Origin of the sequence: Streptomyces sp. NPDC048659 (genome assembly GCF_040650575.1) — a bacterium.
Taxonomy (GTDB): domain Bacteria; phylum Actinomycetota; class Actinomycetes; order Streptomycetales; family Streptomycetaceae; genus Streptomyces.
Genome location: NZ_JBEZHM010000014.1, coordinates 55,591 through 72,133, shown reverse-complemented (window position 1 = coordinate 72,133; position 16,543 = coordinate 55,591). Strand labels below are relative to the sequence as shown.

At 75.5% G+C, this 16,543-nt stretch carries 16 protein-coding genes; 9 read left to right on the top strand and 7 right to left on the bottom strand.

What is annotated here, in order from left to right; all coding sequences use genetic code 11:
* The first annotated feature begins 152 nt into the window (after window positions 1-152).
* On the top strand, window positions 153-1,262 hold the full coding sequence (locus tag AB0C99_RS13710; protein WP_362474090.1) for a glycosyl hydrolase family 18 protein: 1,110 nt from the start codon (window positions 153-155) through the stop codon (window positions 1,260-1,262).
* A gap of 61 nt (window positions 1,263-1,323) precedes the next feature.
* Window positions 1,324-1,491, top strand: a complete 168-nt coding sequence (locus AB0C99_RS13705; RefSeq protein ID WP_362474087.1) for a hypothetical protein — start codon at window positions 1,324-1,326, stop codon at window positions 1,489-1,491.
* A gap of 173 nt (window positions 1,492-1,664) precedes the next feature.
* Here the strand turns inward: AB0C99_RS13705 and AB0C99_RS13700 are convergent, their stop codons facing one another.
* The 4 genes from AB0C99_RS13700 to AB0C99_RS13685 all read right to left on the bottom strand — a co-directional run bounded on the left by AB0C99_RS13700 (window position 1,665) and on the right by AB0C99_RS13685 (window position 5,382).
* On the bottom strand, window positions 1,665-3,065 hold the full coding sequence (locus AB0C99_RS13700) for an SPFH domain-containing protein (RefSeq protein WP_362474084.1): 1,401 nt from the start codon (window positions 3,063-3,065) through the stop codon (window positions 1,665-1,667).
* Window positions 3,066-3,147: 82 nt separating this feature from the next.
* Entirely contained in the window at window positions 3,148-3,366 is a 219-nt protein-coding gene (locus AB0C99_RS13695; protein WP_362474082.1) for a hypothetical protein, read from the bottom strand.
* A 14-nt stretch (window positions 3,367-3,380) separates the two neighbouring features.
* Window positions 3,381-4,088 carry an alpha/beta fold hydrolase gene (locus AB0C99_RS13690; protein WP_362474079.1) on the bottom strand — a complete coding sequence of 236 codons (708 nt, stop codon included), beginning with the start codon at window positions 4,086-4,088 and terminating at the stop codon, window positions 3,381-3,383.
* A gap of 34 nt (window positions 4,089-4,122) precedes the next feature.
* Window positions 4,123-5,382: an MFS transporter gene (locus AB0C99_RS13685; RefSeq protein ID WP_362474076.1), complete on the bottom strand. Its 1,260-nt coding sequence runs from the start codon at window positions 5,380-5,382 to the stop codon at window positions 4,123-4,125.
* 191 nt (window positions 5,383-5,573) lie between these two features.
* On the opposite strand from AB0C99_RS13685, the gene AB0C99_RS13680 reads away from it, so the two are divergent.
* The 3 genes from AB0C99_RS13680 to AB0C99_RS13670 all read left to right on the top strand — a co-directional run bounded on the left by AB0C99_RS13680 (window position 5,574) and on the right by AB0C99_RS13670 (window position 8,416).
* Window positions 5,574-6,596: a LacI family DNA-binding transcriptional regulator gene (locus AB0C99_RS13680; protein WP_362474073.1), complete on the top strand. Its 1,023-nt coding sequence runs from the start codon at window positions 5,574-5,576 to the stop codon at window positions 6,594-6,596.
* A gap of 150 nt (window positions 6,597-6,746) precedes the next feature.
* Entirely contained in the window at window positions 6,747-7,016 is a 270-nt protein-coding gene (locus AB0C99_RS13675; protein WP_362474070.1) for a hypothetical protein, read from the top strand.
* Between the two features lie 212 nt (window positions 7,017-7,228).
* Window positions 7,229-8,416 carry a thiolase family protein gene (locus tag AB0C99_RS13670; RefSeq protein ID WP_362474068.1) on the top strand — a complete coding sequence of 396 codons (1,188 nt, stop codon included), beginning with the start codon at window positions 7,229-7,231 and terminating at the stop codon, window positions 8,414-8,416.
* 158 nt (window positions 8,417-8,574) lie between these two features.
* On the opposite strand, the gene trxA is transcribed toward AB0C99_RS13670, so the two are convergent.
* The gene (gene trxA / locus AB0C99_RS13665; RefSeq protein ID WP_362474065.1) at window positions 8,575-8,955 is read right to left on the bottom strand and encodes a thioredoxin; all 381 of its coding nucleotides are present in this window, start codon (window positions 8,953-8,955) and stop codon (window positions 8,575-8,577) included.
* A gap of 124 nt (window positions 8,956-9,079) precedes the next feature.
* Here trxA and AB0C99_RS13660 point away from each other — a divergent pair, with 124 nt between their 5' ends.
* Together AB0C99_RS13660 and AB0C99_RS13655 are read left to right on the top strand one after the other, a co-directional pair.
* Entirely contained in the window at window positions 9,080-10,543 is a 1,464-nt protein-coding gene (locus AB0C99_RS13660; RefSeq protein ID WP_362474062.1) for an NAD(P)/FAD-dependent oxidoreductase, read from the top strand.
* Window positions 10,540-11,481: a hypothetical protein gene (locus AB0C99_RS13655; protein WP_362474059.1), complete on the top strand. Its 942-nt coding sequence runs from the start codon at window positions 10,540-10,542 to the stop codon at window positions 11,479-11,481. Before AB0C99_RS13660 ends, AB0C99_RS13655 begins: the two co-directional genes overlap by 4 nt.
* Here AB0C99_RS13655 and AB0C99_RS13650 read toward each other — a convergent pair.
* On the bottom strand, window positions 11,435-12,100 hold the full coding sequence (locus tag AB0C99_RS13650) for a TetR/AcrR family transcriptional regulator (protein WP_362474056.1): 666 nt from the start codon (window positions 12,098-12,100) through the stop codon (window positions 11,435-11,437). The two genes, AB0C99_RS13655 and AB0C99_RS13650, sit on opposite strands and share 47 nt — an antisense overlap.
* A 185-nt stretch (window positions 12,101-12,285) precedes the next feature.
* Here AB0C99_RS13650 and AB0C99_RS13645 point away from each other — a divergent pair, with 185 nt between their 5' ends.
* Window positions 12,286-13,683 carry a cytosine permease gene (locus tag AB0C99_RS13645; protein ID WP_362474054.1) on the top strand — a complete coding sequence of 466 codons (1,398 nt, stop codon included), beginning with the start codon at window positions 12,286-12,288 and terminating at the stop codon, window positions 13,681-13,683.
* A gap of 29 nt (window positions 13,684-13,712) precedes the next feature.
* Window positions 13,713-15,368 (top strand): amidohydrolase, encoded by a 1,656-nt coding sequence (locus tag AB0C99_RS13640; RefSeq protein WP_362474051.1) that lies wholly within the window; start codon window positions 13,713-13,715, stop codon window positions 15,366-15,368.
* Here AB0C99_RS13640 and AB0C99_RS13635 read toward each other — a convergent pair.
* A complete protein-coding gene (locus AB0C99_RS13635; RefSeq protein ID WP_362474278.1) occupies window positions 15,365-16,543 on the bottom strand; it encodes a DUF6596 domain-containing protein in 1,179 nt (392 codons plus the stop codon). The two genes, AB0C99_RS13640 and AB0C99_RS13635, sit on opposite strands and share 4 nt — an antisense overlap.

Below are 16,543 nucleotides of genomic sequence, written 5' to 3'. Positions count from 1 at the left end.
CGCGCACCCGAACGGCCCCGCGCACCCGAACGGCCCCGCGCACCCGAACGGCCCCGCGCACCCGAACGGCCCCGCGCACCCGAACGGCCCCGCGCGCCTGAACGGCCCAGCTCGCCGGGCGGGCCGTCCGCCGGATCAGCAGGCTCGTGCCCATGCGCCTCGCCCTCCTCGCCGCCGCGGCCCTGCTCCTGCCCCTCGCCCCGCTCGCCGAAGCCCCGGGCGGGCATCGCGCCGGGCCCGCCGCCCTCACCGCCGTCACCGTCACCGCCGACGCACCGCCCGCCCGCCGCACCGTCTCCGCCTGGCTCCCCTACTGGGACCAGGAGAGCGCCTACCTCCAGGCCCTGCGCCACGCCGACCAGCTCCACACCGTGAGCCCCTTCTGGTACGAGGCCAAGCCCGACGGCACCGTCGGCGCCCACCCCGGGGCGGGGGAGCGGCTGATCGTCGACGGGCTGCGCCGGGCCGGGATCCGGGTCGTGCCCACCGTCATGGAGTCGATGCCGCCCGGCGCCCTCGCCGCCCTCCTCACCGACCCGGCCCGCCGCGCCGCCCACGCCGACGCCCTCCTCGCCACCGCCGACGAGGGCGGCTACGACGGGCTCGACCTCGACTACGAGACCCATGCCACCACCGGCGACACCGCGTACCCGGCCGTACGCGACGGGTACGCCGCCCTCGTCACCGACGTCTGCGCCCGGCTGCGCGCCCACGCCCGGAGCTGCGTCGTCACCGTGCTGCCGAAGACCGCGACGAGCGGCCGGGTCTGGGACTACGCCGCCCTCGGCAGGGCCGCCGACCGGGTCAGGATCATGGGCTACAACCTGCACTGGGCGGGCGGCGCCCCGGGACCGCTGGCGAGCACCGCCTGGTACGAGGAGGTGCTGCGCACCGCCACCGCGCTCGTCCCGGCCGACCGCGTCGAACTCGCCCTGCCCGCCTACGGCTGGGACTGGAGCACCCGCGCCGACGGCACCCCGAAGGGGCGGGCCGCGCACGTCACGTGGAAGGAGGCCGAGGCCCTGCGGCGCGCCCGGAAGGCCCCGTACCGGCTGGACCCGGCCTCCGGCACCCCGTACTTCCGCTACGCGCGGGGCGGGGACACCCGGGAGGTCTGGTACCAGGACGCCCGCGGGGTCGCCGGGCACCTGCCGGTCCTGCGCCGGTACGGGGTGACGCACACCGCGCTCTGGGCGCTGGGCTTCGAGGACCCGGCCCTCTGGCCGGTGCTCGCCCAGGGGGCCCCGGCCCCCGCCGCCTGACATGCGGCTTTCGTACCCCCGTGCGAGCCTGGGAGGACGACGCACGACGGGAGGCACGACCGTGGGCAAGAAGCAGACGCGGGTCAACAAGGGCGCCCGGACGGGCGGTCACGAGCACCGGGCGGCGGTCGCCGCGAAGGAGAGCCCGGCCACGGCCGCCGCGGACGCCCCCCGCCCCGTCCTCGACACCCCGTCCCACCGCAAGGAACGCAAGTTCGGCCACAACTGAGAGGCGCGGCAACCGGCGGGCGCGTCCAGGACCCCGCCTCCGGCGCCGCCCTCGACGGCTCGGGGATCCGCTTGGGTGCCGTCGAGAAGGACGAGACCTGCCGACCCCGGCCCGCACCGCGCGCACGCGGGGCCCGGCACCCACCGGTGCCGGGCCCCGCGCCGTACCCGGGACTACTGGCCGTCGCCCACCGCGATCTGCTGCGAACGCGGCGCCGGGACCGGGGTCTTGGCGTCGGGTGCCGCCTCCGGGCCCATCGTGGCGAGCAGCCGGCGGGCCACCCCCAGGCCCGTCCCGCCCATGGTCAGCGCCTTGGCGAACATGTCCGCCATGCCGTCGGCCCCGTTGAGCAGCACCATCTGGTCCACGTTGCCGAACGCCGAGGCGCCCGCCTCCACGATCTCCGGCCACTTCTCGGCCAGTTGCTGCGCGACCACCGCCTCCTGGTTCTCGGCCAGCGCCGCCGCCCGCGCCTTGATCGCCTCGGCCTCCGCCAGGCCCTTCGCCCGCGTCGCCTCGGCCACCGCGAGACCCCGCGCGTGCGCCGCCGCCGCCTCCGCCTCACCCGTCACCCGGGTGGCCGTCGCCGCCGCCGCGCTCGCCAGCTCGGTCTCCTTCGCCTCCGCCTCCGCCGCCGAGATGCGCGCGTCGCGCTCGGCCGTGGCCAGCGTCCGCTTCTCGTACGCCAGGGCGTCGGCCGGCTTGCGCACCTCCGCCTGGAGCTGCTGCTCCTTGCGGTGGGCCTCCAGCTCGGCCACCCGGGTCTCCTGGACCACCACCTCCTGGCGCGCCGCCGCGTCCGCCAGCGGACCGGCCTGCCGCGCCTTCGCCGAGGCGTGGTCCCGCTCGGCCTGGTAGCCCGCCTGGAGGATCTCGCTGTCCCTGGTCGCCTCCGACATGCGCGCCGCGGCCTGCTGCTCCGCCTCGGTCGCCCGCCGGTTGGCCTCCGCCTGCGCGATCCGCGCGTCCCGCTGGACCGCCGCCGCGTGCGGCGCCGCCAGGTTCTTGATGTACCCCGTCGGGTCCTCGATCTCGTGGATCTGCAGCGAGTCCACGATCAGTCCCAGCTTCTCCATCTCCGTGCCACAGGCCGAACGCGCCTGCCCGGTCAGCTTCTCCCGGTCACGGATCATGTCCTCCACGGTCAACCCGCCCACGATGGCGCGGAGATGGCCGGCGAAGACGATGTGCACCCGCTCCGACATCAGCTTCTGCTGGTCGAGGAAGCGGCGGGCCGCGTTGGCGATCGACACGAAGTCGTCGCCCACCTTGAAGATCACCACGCCCCGCACCTTCAGCGGGATGCCCTGGTGGGTGACGCACTCCACGGAGAGCTGCGTCTCGTTGAGGTCGAGCGAGAGCTTGCGCACCGCCTGGACGCCCGGCAGCACCAGCGTGCCGCGCCCCGTGACGATCCGGAAGCCCATCCCCTCGCCGAGGCCCTCCATCTTGTGGTTGGAACCGGAGATGATCAGCGCCTCGTTGGGCTCGGCGACGCGCCACATCAGTTTGAACAGAGCGATCAGAACGGCCAGCGCGCCGACGACGACACCAGCCAGGATCCCGAGGCTCATGGGCAAGGTCCCCCTTCACCGGAGCCGTGCGGATCCGGTGAGGGGAGTGTGCGCCCGGCACCCCGGCCGATCAATGGATCGGTCAACTGTCGTACGCGGCTGTGACATAGACGGTGCGCGGCGGGAGATGTTCCATGACCATCACGACCGTCCCGGTCGTGATCCGCTCCCCGGGCACGGCCGGATGGGCCAGGAAGTGCTCGGCGCCGCCCCGGATCCGGACGATCACCTCGCCGACGAGGCCGGGCCCCACGGTGCCGGTGACCCGGCCGAGCAAACCCACCATCGAAGCGTCGTCCATGAACAGAAGGTACGTCAGATCCATCCGTCCAGGGCGGACATGAACCCGTCGAAGTCGTCCCGCTGGATCGTGTGGCCCGCGCCGGCCACCGTACGGACCTCGAAGCCGCGCCCCGCGAGCGCCTCGGCCCGCTCCGGCGGGATCAGCATGCTCGGGTCGGCCAGCATCAGCAGCGAGGGCACCACCGGGCGCTCCGGCGCCAGGTCCTTCCCGGTGTACGGCACGAGGCCGTGCGCGGAGCGCTCGTCCCACACGCGCACCGAGTCGACCTCGATGTCCAGGTCCTCCTCGGCCCAGCGCGGGTTGAACTCCCGTATGTGCTCCCGGGTCAGCGACTTGGCCTGGGAGAACAGCTCGGGCCGGTAGCCGTCGCGGCCCGCGGGCAGATACCAGGCCGGGTCCACGTACACGGCACGGCGCGGGGCCAGCCGCTCCACCGCCGTCGCCAGGGTGAGGCCGCCGAGCGAGTGCCCGATCGCCAGCTCGGCCCCGGCGGGCAGCGTCTCGGCCAGGTCGTCGGCGTAGTCCTGCGGACCGTAACCCGAGGGCCCCGCCGCCCGCCCGCTGGCGCCGTGGCCGCGCAGGTCGACGGCCACCACCCGGTAGCCGCGCGCGGCGAGCTCCGGGCCGACCCGGCGCCAGGTGCGGTGGTCGGCCATGATCCCGTGGACCAGGAGCGCGACGCGGTCGCCGGCTCCCCAGGTGGTGGTGTGCAACTGCACGGCGGCTGCCTCTCTTCGGGTGCGCGGAGGGTGACTAGCGCACGCTGCGGATCGGGCGCACGGCGAGCGCGCCGAGCACCGACAGTACGGCGGCGACCACGAACAGCGTGGTGTATCCGCCACTGAGCGAGACGATCAGCGAGGCGACGAACGGGGCCACGATCTGCGGACCGGCGTTGGCGATGTTCAGCACGCCCATGTCGCGGGCGGCGTCCTCGGCCTTCGGCAGCACCATCGTCACCAGGGCGGTGTCCACCGCCATGTAGCAGCCGAAGCCGAGGCCGTTGACGACGGAGAAGACCAGCATCGCGGTCCAGCTCGCCGAGACGGCGGGGATGACCAGGGCGACGGCGGCCAGCGCGGCGGACGCCCCGACGAAGAGCTTGCGCCGGTCGTAGCGGTCGGAGAGCCAGCCGCCGAGGACCGTGGAGACCACCATGGCCAGCGAGTTGAGCGGCATCAGGATCGCCACGGCCTCCTCGGCGCTGAGCCCGGCGGGCAGCTCCGTGTGGTCCTTGAGGATGTACAGCTGGAAGCCCGCGACCGCGAAGTAGCCGAGGACGAGCAGCGCGCGCCCGATGAACGCCCAGCGGAAGTCGTGGTTCTTCAGCGCGCTGCCGAAGGCCGCGATCTGCTGCCCGACCGGGAGTGGGGCCTTGGCGGGCATCCGCTCCTCGCGGGCGCAGGAGGTGAACAGCACGGCGGTCGCCGCGACGATCGCGCCGAAGACGAGGTAGCCGGTGCGGTAGTGCTCCGAGAACGCGGCGCCGACGAGCGCGCCGATGGTGGAGCCGATCGGCATCCCGAGGCCGACGGCGGCGGACGCCTTGCCGCGCGAGGCGAACGGGACCCGGTCGGGCACCACGGAGGTGATGGCCGCCTGGTAGACGTTCATCACGGCCTGGCCGAGGCACCAGGCGATCGTCACCAGCAGGATGGTGTGCACGCTGCCCAGCAGGAACATCACGGGCAGGGCGAGCAGACCGCCCGCGAGGATCCACGGGTTGCGGCGCCCCGAGCGGTCGGAGAGCGCGCCGGCCACCGGGTTGAAGATCGTCGCGAAGATCGCGGAGATGCCGGAGACCAGGCCGAAGTTGGCCACCTTGGAGGCCGGGTCGATGTCCTCGATCTGCAGCGCGAGCAGCATCCCGGGGACGCCGATGTAGAGCGCGTACATCGCCGTGTTGCCGGCGAGCAGCAGGGGCAGCAGCCCGCGCGTGGGCCGGGGCGATCCGGGGGAGGCGGCTCCTGCGGTGCCGGTGTCCGGAGAGGTTCCGGGGGAGGAAAGGGCCACGATGCCCTCCTGGTGAAGACGCCCGTGCGGGGGCGGGAGCGGAAAGAGAGAGTGAAGAGCGGGGTGTGCCGCGCGTGGGTGGCGCGTAGGGTGGTTACACGTGTCAGTGGCGCGTGTAACCCCTGTGTAGCACTCGAATCCGGCCATCCGCCAGACCTGAGTCCGGATCGTTCTGGAAAGATGCCGGATCGATGAGCCAGTCACCCAAGCAGTCCGCCGGACGCTCCGTCCCCACCAGCGCCGACGTGGCGCGCCTCGCGGGCGTCTCCCGGGCCACCGTCAGCTACGTCCTGAACAACACCGCCGCCGTGCGGATCAGCGAGCCCACCCGGCGCCGGGTCAAGGAGGCGGCCGAGGAGCTGGGCTACGTCCCGCACGCCGCCGCCCGCAGCCTGCGCGCCGGACACAGCCGGATGGTGCTGCTGCCCACCGCGCACGTGCCGATCGGCCCGCTGTACAGCCGCTTCTTCAACGAGCTCCAGTGGGCGCTGCGGCGCCTCGACTACACCGTGGTGCAGTACGGCAGCGTCGGCCTCGACCCCGACGAGGCGGCCCGCGCCTGGGCCGAGCTGCGCCCCGTCGCGGTGGTCTCGCTCGGCCAGGTCGAGCTGACCGCGCAGGGGGTCGGGCTGCTCAAGCGCTCCGGCGCGAAGGGCGTGATCACCGTCGGCCCGCAGCGGGTCGAGGGCACCCACGCCCTGGTGATGGACCAGGCCCAGGTCGGCCGCGCGGCCGGCGCCCACCTGGTCGAGCGCGGCTGCCGGGCCATCGGGGTCGTGCTGCCCGAGGAGCCGGGCCTGGAGATGTTCTCCGGGCCGCGCCTGGAGGGCGTCCGGGCCGTCGCGGGCCCGGCGGGCGCGGAGGTCGTGCCGCTGCCGCTGCGGTACGAGGAGGAGCCGGCCGGCGCCCTCGCGGGGCGCTGGCGGGAGCTGGGCCTGGACGGGGTGTTCGCGTACAACGACGAGTACGCGATGCTCCTGATGCGGGCGCTCCAGGACGCCGGGATCGACGTGCCGGGGGAGACCGCCGTGGTCGGCTCGGACGACCTGGTCCTCGGCCGGCTGCTGCGGCCCCGGCTGAGCACCGTCCACCTCGACATGGTCAAGGGGCGCGAACTCGCCGAGCTCGTCGACCGCGTGGTCCGCGACCCGGACTCGGCGCCGCTGCGGCAGGAGCTGCTGGACTCCCGGGTCATCCGGCGCGAGTCGAGCTGACGGCGGCGCGGGCGGGCCGGGCGGGGGCGCGGGCGCGGGCGAGGCGGGCGGCGGCGCGAGCGGGGCCCCGGTCCGTCCCGGTGCCGGTCCGTTCCCGGGTCCGGTCCGTCCCCGGCGGCGGCGCGGCGCCCGGCGGCTTAGCGTCGGGGCATGAGCACTCATCCGAAGCGGTTCGAGATCCTGCTGGTGCCCGCGCACGTGGAGGACCGGGGCGGCGCCTCGGTGGACGACAGCGCCGTCCGCTCGGCGGTCGTCGAGGCGACCGGCCGCACCGGCCGGTCCGGCTACCCGATCTACGAGGGCCACGGACTGGTCGCCGACATCGACCCCGAGACGCGCACGGTGGAGGCCCTGCTGGTGGACGGCCGGGAGCTGGACTACGGCCTGACGGCGCTGATCAGGGGGCCCGGGACGGGCTGAAGCGGCCCCGCGGGGGCCCCGGGGTGCGCGGGCGGGGGACGTTGACAGGACGCGCGCGCGGGCGGAGACTCGGGCCCGCGGGGACGAAGATATCTTCACCAGGCGAACCAAAGGCGTCCGAGAGGCGTCCGCCAGGCGGCCGAGCCGCTGCCCTATCGTCACCCTCCCCGCGCACCGCCGCCCGTACCCGTGGTCCCGTGGGAGAGAAACCGATGAGCATCCGCGACGTCTACATCGTCGACGCCGTCCGCACCCCGATCGGCAAGTTCGGCGGCGCCCTCTCCTCCGTCCGCCCGGACGACCTCGCCGCCCACGTCGTCAGGGCGCTCGTCGACCGCACCCCGGAGCTCGACCCGGCCAGGATCGACGACGTGTACTTCGGCGACGCCAACGGCGCGGGCGAGGACAACCGCGACGTGGCCCGGATGGCCGTCCTGCTCGCCGGACTGCCCACCTCCGTGCCCGGCGTCACCGTCAACCGCCTGTGCGGCTCCGGGATGGAGGCCGTCATCCAGGCGGCCCGCGCGGTCGCCCTCGGCGACGCCTCGGTCGTCGTCGCGGGCGGCGTCGAGTCCATGTCCCGCGCCCCCTGGGTGCTCCAGAAGCCGGAGCGCGCCTTTCCGGCCGGGCACCAGCAGCTGCACTCCACCACCCTCGGCTGGCGCATGACCAACCCGCGGATGCCCGCCGAGTGGACCGTCTCCCTCGGCGAGGGCGCCGAACTCGTCGCCGACAAGCACGCCGTCGGCCGCGAGGCCCAGGACGCCTTCGCGCTCGCCAGCCACCGCAAGGCCGCCGCCGCGTGGGCCGAGGGGCTCTACGACGGCGAGGTCGTCCCGTACCCCGGCGTCGAGCTCGCCCGGGATGAGTGCGTCCGCGAGAACACCTCCGCCGAGGCCCTGGCCAGGCTCAAGCCCGCCTTCCGCCCCGACGGCGGCACCGTCACCGCGGGCAACGCATCCCCGCTCAACGACGGCGCCGCGGCCCTGCTGATCGTCGACGAGGCGGGCCTGCGGGCCACCGGCCGCGAGCCGCTGGCCCGGATCCGCGCCTCCGCCGTCACCGGCATCGAGCCGCAGCTCTTCGGGCTCGGCCCGGTGGAGGCCGTGCGCCGGGCCCTGGAGAAGGCGGACCGGGGCTTCGGGGACCTCACGGCCTTCGAGCTGAACGAGGCGTTCGCCGCCCAGGCCCTCGGCTGCCTCGCCGAATGGCCGGAACTGGACCCCGCCGTGGTCAACCCGCGCGGCGGCGCCATCGCCCTCGGCCACCCGCTCGGCGCCTCCGGCGCCCGGCTCGCCGGCGCCGTCGCCCACCAGCTCGCCGCGGCCGGCTCCGGCACCGGCCTGGCCGCCCTCTGCATCGGCGTCGGCCAGGGCCTGGCGCTGGTCCTGGAGCGCTGAGGGGGCACGGGACCCGGGGGACGGGACGCCGCTCCCGTCCCGTAGACGCGCAAAGCCCGCGCCCCGGGTACGCGGAAGGGGTGGCCCGGCGACGCCGGACCACCCCTCACCCCACGAGGGTGACCTCACCCCGCCCGGATGACCTCACCCCACGCGGGTCACTGCTCCTGGCCGCCCTGGGCCTGCTGCTCCGCGATCGACTTGCGGACCTCGTCCATGTCCAGGCCGCGCGCCTGGCCGATCACGTCCTCCAGCGCCGCCTCGGGCAGCGCGCCCGGCTGCGCGAAGATCGCGACCTTGTCGCGGACGATCATCAGCGTGGGGATCGAGCGGATCTCGAACGCCGCCGCGAGCTCCTGCTGCGCCTCGGTGTCGACCTTCGCGAAGACCAGGTCCTCGTGCCGCTCGGACGCGGCCTCGAAGACGGGGCCGAACTGACGGCAGGGGCCGCACCAGGAAGCCCAGAAGTCGATGAGAACGAACTCGTTCTCGTCCACGATCTGGTCGAAGTTGTCCTTGGTGAGCTCGACAGTGCTCATGCTTCCTACCTCTCCGGGGCCGGCGTCCTTGGCGCGCCTTCCTCACGGTCCCCTCGGGACCCGCACCGCACAACGGCGTATCGAGCCGCGCTATTCCGCGCCACCGCCCGGCAGACTGTCAGTCATGACACGAGTGCCGGATCATGAGAACGAGTACGCGTACGACGTGGTGGTCCTGGGCGCGGGCCCGGTCGGGGAGAACGTGGTCGACCGGGTGCGCGCCGCCGGGCTGAGCGCCGTGGTCGTGGAGAGCGAGCTGGTCGGCGGGGAGTGCTCGTACTGGGCCTGCATGCCCAGCAAGGCCCTGCTGCGCCCGGCCATCGCCCGCTCCGAGGCCCGCGCGGTGGCCGGACTGCGCGGCCTGGTCCAGGGGCCGCTGGACGCGCGGGAGGTCCTGGCCCACCGGGACGCGGTCGTCGGGGACTGGAAGGACGACGGGCAGGTGGCGTGGGTGGAGTCCACCGGCGCCCGGCTCTTCCGGGGCCACGGGCGGCTCCTCGGGCCGCGCCGGGTCGAGGTGGCGGGCCCCGAGGGCGACCGCCGGGTGCTGACCGCGCGGCACGCCGTCGCCGTCTGCACCGGCAGCCGCGCGGTCCTGCCCGAGCTGCCCGGGCTCCACGGGGCCGGGGCCTGGACCAGCCGCGAGGCGACGAGCGCGGCCCGGGTGCCCGGCCGGCTCGTGGTCGTCGGCGGCGGCGTGGTCGGCGTCGAGATGGCGACGGCCTGGCAGGCGCTGGGCGCGAAGGTGACGCTGCTGGTGCGCGGCGGGGGCGTGCTGCCCCGGATGGAGCCGTTCGTCGGCGAGCACGTCGTCGCCGCCCTGGTGGAGCGCGGCGCCGACGTGCGGACCGGTGTCGACGTGGCGGCCGTCGTCCGGGACGGGCACACCGGGCCCGTCACCGTCGTCCTGGAGGGCGGCGAGCGGGTCGAGGGCGACGAGGTGCTGTTCGCGACCGGGCGGCGCCCGCGGACCGAGGACATCGGCCTGGAGACGGTCGGCCTGGAGCCGGGCGGCTGGCTGCCCGTCGACGACAGCCTGCGGGTGACCGGCCACGACTGGCTGTACGCCGTGGGGGACGTCAACCACCGGGCGCTGCTCACCCACCAGGGCAAGTACCAGGCGCGGATCGCGGGCGCCGCGATCGTCGCGCGGGCGGCCGGGGACGCCGTCGCCGAGCCCGGCGGCTGGGGCCCGTACGCCGCGACCGCCGACCACGCGGCCGTCCCCCAGGTGGTGTTCACCGACCCGGAGGCGGCGGCCGTCGGCCTGAGCCTCGCCGAGGCGGAGGCCGCCGGGCGGCGGGCCCGCGCGGTGGACGTGGACATGCGCGCGGTCGCCGGGGCGGGCCTGTACGCCGAGGGCTACCAGGGGCGGGCCCGGCTGGTCGTCGACGAGGACCGGGGCACCGTCCTCGGCGCCTCCTTCGTCGGCCAGGGCGTCGGCGAACTCCTCCACGCGGCGACCGTCGCCGTCACCGGCGAGGTGCCGCTGGCGCGCCTGTGGCACGCCGTCCCCGCCTATCCGACGCTCAGCGAGGTCTGGCTGAGGCTCCTGGAGGCGTACCGGGACGGGGCGGACCCGAAGTGACCGCGAGCGGCGGCGGGGAGCACGTCAACGACTACGACGGCTCCTGCGCCCGCTGCGGCGGCCCGGTCCCGGCGGGCGCGGGCGTGCTGCGGCACGAGGGCCGGGGCTGGGCGGTCTACCACCCGGCCCACGCCCCGGCCCCGGGCCCGCCGCCGCGCGGCGAGCACCCGGGGTGGCACCGCCGCCCGCTCCTCGCCCTGGACATCGGCACCACCGGCCACCGCCCGGCCGTCGACCGTATCCGTTCCGCCTCCCTCCGGGGCGCGGACGGCACGGCCCGGGACTGGACCCTGGACCTCGGCCCCGCGCCGGAGGGCGGCTGGGGGCCGGACGCGGGAGCGGGGGTTACGGGACGGGGCGCGGCCCCCGGAGTCCCGGGGGCGCCCGGCACCTCCGCCGCGCCCGGCGCGGCGGGCGGCTCCGAGGCCGCCGGGAGCGCCCCCGGCCCCCTGCCGCCCGCGCGGGCGCTGGAGGAGCTCGCCGGTCTGGTCGCCGGGCAGCTCGCGGCCGGGGAGCCGCTGGTGGTGTGGTTCGCGCCGTACGTGCTGGGGACGCTCCACGCCGAGCTGCTGCGGCACGGTCTCGCGCCGCTGACCGCGCGGCTGCCGCGCGGGGTGGCGCCCGTCTGCGACCCGCTCGTGCTCGACCGGCACGTCGACCGCCACCGGCCGGGCGGGCGCTCGCTGCGGGCCGTCGCCGCCTGGTACGGCGTACCGCATCCGGACCCCGGCGATCCGGCCTCGGACGCGGCGGCGGCGCTGGGCGTGGCCGAGGAGACCGCGGCCCGCCACCCGTCCCTGGCCCGGCTGTCCCGGCCGGCCCTGCACACCGAGCAGATCCTCTGGTACGCCGAGCAGACGGCCCGTCACCCGGACGCGCCCGACTGGCCGTTCAGCGCCGTGGCGCCCGAGCCGTGGGCGCCGCCTCCGGCGAACTGAGGCCCTCCGCGCGGGGGATGAGGAGCGCCGCCGCCGCGCGGGCCGCGTCGGGCGCGGACCTGGTGTCCCGGCCGGACTCCTGGCCGAGGACCACCCGGGTGCTCAACCCGTCGAGCAGGGCGAGGAGTTCGGAGGCGCGGGCGGGCGCGTCCAGCGGGGCGAAGTGGCCGCGCTCGACCCCTTTCGCGAGCAGCGCCTCCAGGTCCTCCTGCCAGCCCGCGTCGAGCTCCCGCTGCGCCGCGCGCAGCTCGGGGTTGGCCGGGATGCGGGCCCACAGCTCGATCCACAGCGTCCAGCGCGGGTCGCGCGGTCCGCGCGGCAGATAGAGGTCGAGGAACAGGTCGAGGCGGCGCGGCGCGGCGAGCCGGCGGCCGAGCAGCGCGCGCCGCTCCTCCGCGAGCGCGGTCTCGCTCCAGCGCAGCGCGGCGAGCAGCAGCAGGTCCTTGCTGCCGAAGTGGTACAGGATGTGGCCGCCGCTGGTCCCGAGGCGCTCCGCGAGCGCGGACATGGTGAGCGTCGCCAGCCCGTCCTCGGCGATGGCGGCCATGGCCTCCTCCAGCATCCGCTCCCGCGTGACGCTGCCGTCCCGCCGCCGTCCCGCCCGCGCCGCACCCGCCACCGCTCGCCGCCCCGTTTCCCTGGTCCTCGCCGTCCCGTGCCGTGTCCGGCCCGGTCGGCTCGACCCTAACGGTTTTCCGCCGAGGTCTTGACGTGGCCGGATCTCATCCCACATCTTGAATGCCGTTCAAAGAGTTAGAACGCCATTCAAGATCTTCTAGCGTCAGTCCACGACAGGAGCGCAGCGTGCCCGGACACGACACGACGCCCGCGAGAGCGGGCCGGGACGAGGTCTTCCAGGTCGAAGGACACGGCATCGACCCCATCCCCGACACCGAACGGCACGGCGGGGCGAAGGACCTCTTCTGGCTCTGGTTCGGCTCGAACCTCACCTTCACCTACGTCATCAACGGCGCCCTCGCCGTCGCCTTCGGCCTCTCCTTCTGGCAGGCCACCGCCGTGATCGTGCTCGGCGGCCTCTCCTTCTTCGCCATCAGCGCCGCCGGACTCAGCGGCGTCCGCACCGGCACCGCCACCCTCGTCGTCTCCCGCGCCGCCTTCGGCGTCCGGGGCAACTGGCCCGCCGGACTGCTCAACTGGGTCGTCAGCATCGGCTACACGATCGTCAACACCGTCGTCGGCACCCTCGCCCTCGAAGCCTTCCTGGCCGACCTCGGCTGGACCGGCGGCCCGTTCCCGCGCGCCTTCGCGCTCGCCGTCACCCTCGCCCTGACCTTCGCCGTCGCCCTGTGGGGCCACGCCACCGTCCAGTGGGCCGAGCGCTGGATGGCCTACGTCCTCGCCGCCGGCTTCGCCGTCCTCATCGCCCTCGTGCTGCCCGGCGCCGACACCACCGCCCCGGCCGCCGGACCCGGCCCCGCCGGCTGGAGCCTCGCCCTCGTCGTCATGTTCGCGGGCCCCTTCTCGTACGTCCCGATGCCCGCCGACTACACCCGCTACCTGCCCCGCGCCACCACCCTCAAGGCGCTCACCTGGAGCGGCGGCCTCGGCGGGCTGGTCTCCTCCGTCGCCCTCGGCGTCGCGGGCGCCGCCGCCGCGACCCAGGCCGACATGACCGACGCGGTCGCCGGTACGGAGGGGCTGCTGCCCGGCTGGTTCCAGCCGGTCTTCCTCGCCCTGGTCCTCGGCGGCTCCGTCACCAACTCGATCATCACGCTCTACTCCTCCAGCCTGAACCTCCAGGTCCTCGGCATCCCCTGGAGCCGGGCCGGGGCCATCCTCGTCAGCGCGGGCGTCACCGCCGCGGGCTCCCTCGGCGCGCTCTTCCTTGTCGACTTCACCACCTCGCTGCTCTCCTTCCTCTCCCTCCTGATCATCGTCTTCGCCCCCTGGGGCGGCGTCTTCCTCGCCGACATGGTGCTGCGCCGCTGCACCTACGACGCCGGGGCCCTGCACCGCACCGGGGACGGCCCCTACCGCTACCGCTCCGGCTGGCACCCCGCCGGCCTGACGGCCCTCCTCGCCGGGATGCTCTTCTCCGCCCTGACCTGCGACTCCGAACTGTGGACCGGCCCCCTCGTCGCCCCGCTGGGCGGCGCCGACCTCACCCTGCTCGGCGCCGCCGTCTCCGCCCTCGTCTACGTCCTCCTGGCCCGCCGCACCGTGCGCCCCCTCTCCGCCTGACCGCCCTCCTCCAGAGAAGAAGACCCGCGATGAACCACCCCGCCCCCGCCGACCTCCTCCTCACCCGGGGCCGCGTCCACACCGTCGACCCGGAGCTGCCCGAGGCCGAGGCCCTCGCCGTCCGGGACGGCCGCATCGTCTGGATCGGCGCCGACACGGACGCCGGAGCCTGGGCGGGCCCCGACACCCGCGTCCTCGACGCGGGCGGCCGGCTGGTCCTCCCCGGATTCGTCGACGCCCACAACCACGTCCGGCTCGGCTCCGACGACTCCTGCGTGCAGCTCGCCGGCGCCCGCGACCTCGACACCGTGCACGCCCGCATCCGCGCCTGGCACGCCGCCCACCCGGACGCGCCGTGGATCGAGGCCGAGGCGTTCGACTACTCCGCGATCCCCGACGGCCGGATGCCCACCGCAGCCGACCTCGACCCGGCGACCGGCGACACCCCCGCCCTGGTCCTCAGCTACGACGTCCACACCGCCTGGCTCAACACCGCCGCCCTGCGCCGCCTCGGCGTCCGCGCCGACCGCACCGACCTGCCCTTCGGCACCGCCGTCACCGACCCCGCCACCGGCGAACCCACCGGCTTCGTCAAGGACTTCGCCGTCAAGGGCCTCTCCCGCGCGGGGCACCGCGCGCTGCGCGAGCTCGGCGTGCCGTGGGCCTCGCCCGACCGGCAGTACGGGCGGCTCGCCAAGAGCCTCGACGACGCGATCCGCTACGGCATCACCACCGTCGTCGAACCGCAGAACTCCCTCGACGACCTCGCCCTCTTCCAGCGCGCCCGCGCCGAGGGCCGGCTGCGCTCCCGGATCGTCGCCGCGCTCTTCCACCCGCGCGGCACCACCGAGGCCGAGCTCGACGAATTCGCCGCCGCAGCACAGGAGTTCGCCGACGACCGGCTCCGCGTCGGGCCGCTGAAGCTGTACATCGACGACGTCGTCGAGCCCCGCACCGCCGCCCTCCTGGAGCCGTACGCGGGCTGCGGCCACCACCGGGGCGACACCTTCTACCCGCCCGAGGAGTTCGCCGGGCTCCTCACCCGGCTCGACGCGCGCGGCTTCCAGTGCTTCGTGCACGCCACCGGCGACCGGGGCATCCGCACCGTCCTCGACGCCGTCGAGCGGGCCCGCGCCGTCAACGGCCCGCGCGACGCCCGCCACCAGATCGTCCACGTCGAGTGCCTCGACCCCGCCGACACCCCGCGCTTCGCCGCCCTCGGCGTCACCGCCTGCATGCAGCCCCGGCACGCCGCCCCCGACATCGCGGGCCCGGGCCAGGACTGGGCCGAGAACATCGGCCCCGAGCGCTGGCACAAGGCGTGGCCGCTCCGCAGCCTGCACCGCGCGGGCGCCCTCCTCGCCCTCTCCAGCGACTGGAACGTGGCCGAGATGGACCCCATGATCGGCATCCACGCCGCCGTCACCCGCCGCGCGCCCGGCGGCGGCCCCGCCTGGACCGAGGGCGAGACCCTCGACGTGGCCACCGCCGTGGCGGGCTACACCATGGGCTCGGCCCGCGCCAACTTCCTGGAGCACGAGCGGGGTTCCCTCACCGTGGGCAAGCTCGCCGACTTCGTCGTCCTGTCCCGCGACATCCTCCGCGTGGCCCCCGACGCCATCCCCGGCACGGTGGCGGAGACGGTCGTCGTGGGCGGCGAGGTGGTGCACACGGCGCGGGACTAGGGTCCGTCCGGGGCGGCCCCCCGCAGCAGGGTGTTCAGGCGGGCCGCCTGCCGGGTCAGGTGGGCGCGCTCCGCCAGGTTCGGCGCCCTCAGGGCCGCCTCCGCGTACAGGCGCGCGGCCTCGGCCGGGTCGTCGTCGCGCTCGCGAAGGTACGCGGCCACCGCCGCGTACCGGGGGAGCGCGGGGTCCAGCGGCGCCAGGGCGGCCAGGCCGGCGCGCGGGCCGTCCGCCTCGCCCACCGCGACCGCCCGGTTCAGCAGCACCACCGGGCTGTCGTTCAGCCGCGCCAGCTCGTCGTACCACTCGACGATCTGCACCCAGTCGGTCTCCCCGGCCGTCGGCGCGTCCGCGTGCAGCGCGGCGATCGCCGCCTGCGCCTGGAACTCGCCCAGCCGGTCCCGGGCCAGCGCCGCCTGGAGCACCGCCACCCCCTCGGCGATCAGCGCCGTGTCCCAGCGGCCCCGGTCCTGCTCGGCCAGCGGCACCAGGCCGCCGTCCGGCGCCGTCCGGGCCGCCCGCCGCGCGTGGTGCAGCAGCATCAGCGCCAGCAGCCCCGCCACCTCGGGATGCTCGACCCGGGCCGCGAGCTCGCGGGTGAGCCGGATCGCCTCGGCGGCCAGGTCCACCTCGCCCGAATAGCCCTCGTTGAAGACCAGGTACAGCACCCGCAGCACCGTGCCCACGTCGCCGGGCCGGTCCAGGCGCACCCCGGACACCGTGCGCTTGGCCCGGCTGATCCGCTGCGCCATCGTCGCCTCCGGCACCAGGTACGCCGCCGCGATCTGCCGGGTGGTCAGCCCGCCCACCGCCCGCAGCGTCAGCGCCACCGCCGCCGCCGGGCTCAGCGACGGGTGCGCGCACAGGAAGTACAGGCGCAGCGTGTCGTCGGCCTCCGGCGCCGGGCCGGGCGGCGGCTCCTCCGCCACCCGGTCCTCCCGGCGGCGGCGCGCGGTGTCCGCGCGCGCCGCGTCGAGGAACCTGCGCCAGGCCACCGTGACCAGCCAGCCCTTCGGGTCCCGCGGCGGCGCCTGCGCCCCCGCCCCCGTCCCGAACGCCTCGAACGCCTCGACCAGGGCCTCCTGCACGGCGTCCTCGGCCGCCGCGAAGTCGGCCCCGCGACGGACGAGGACACCGATCACCCCGGGAGTGAGGCTCCTGAGCAGCGCCTCGTCCAT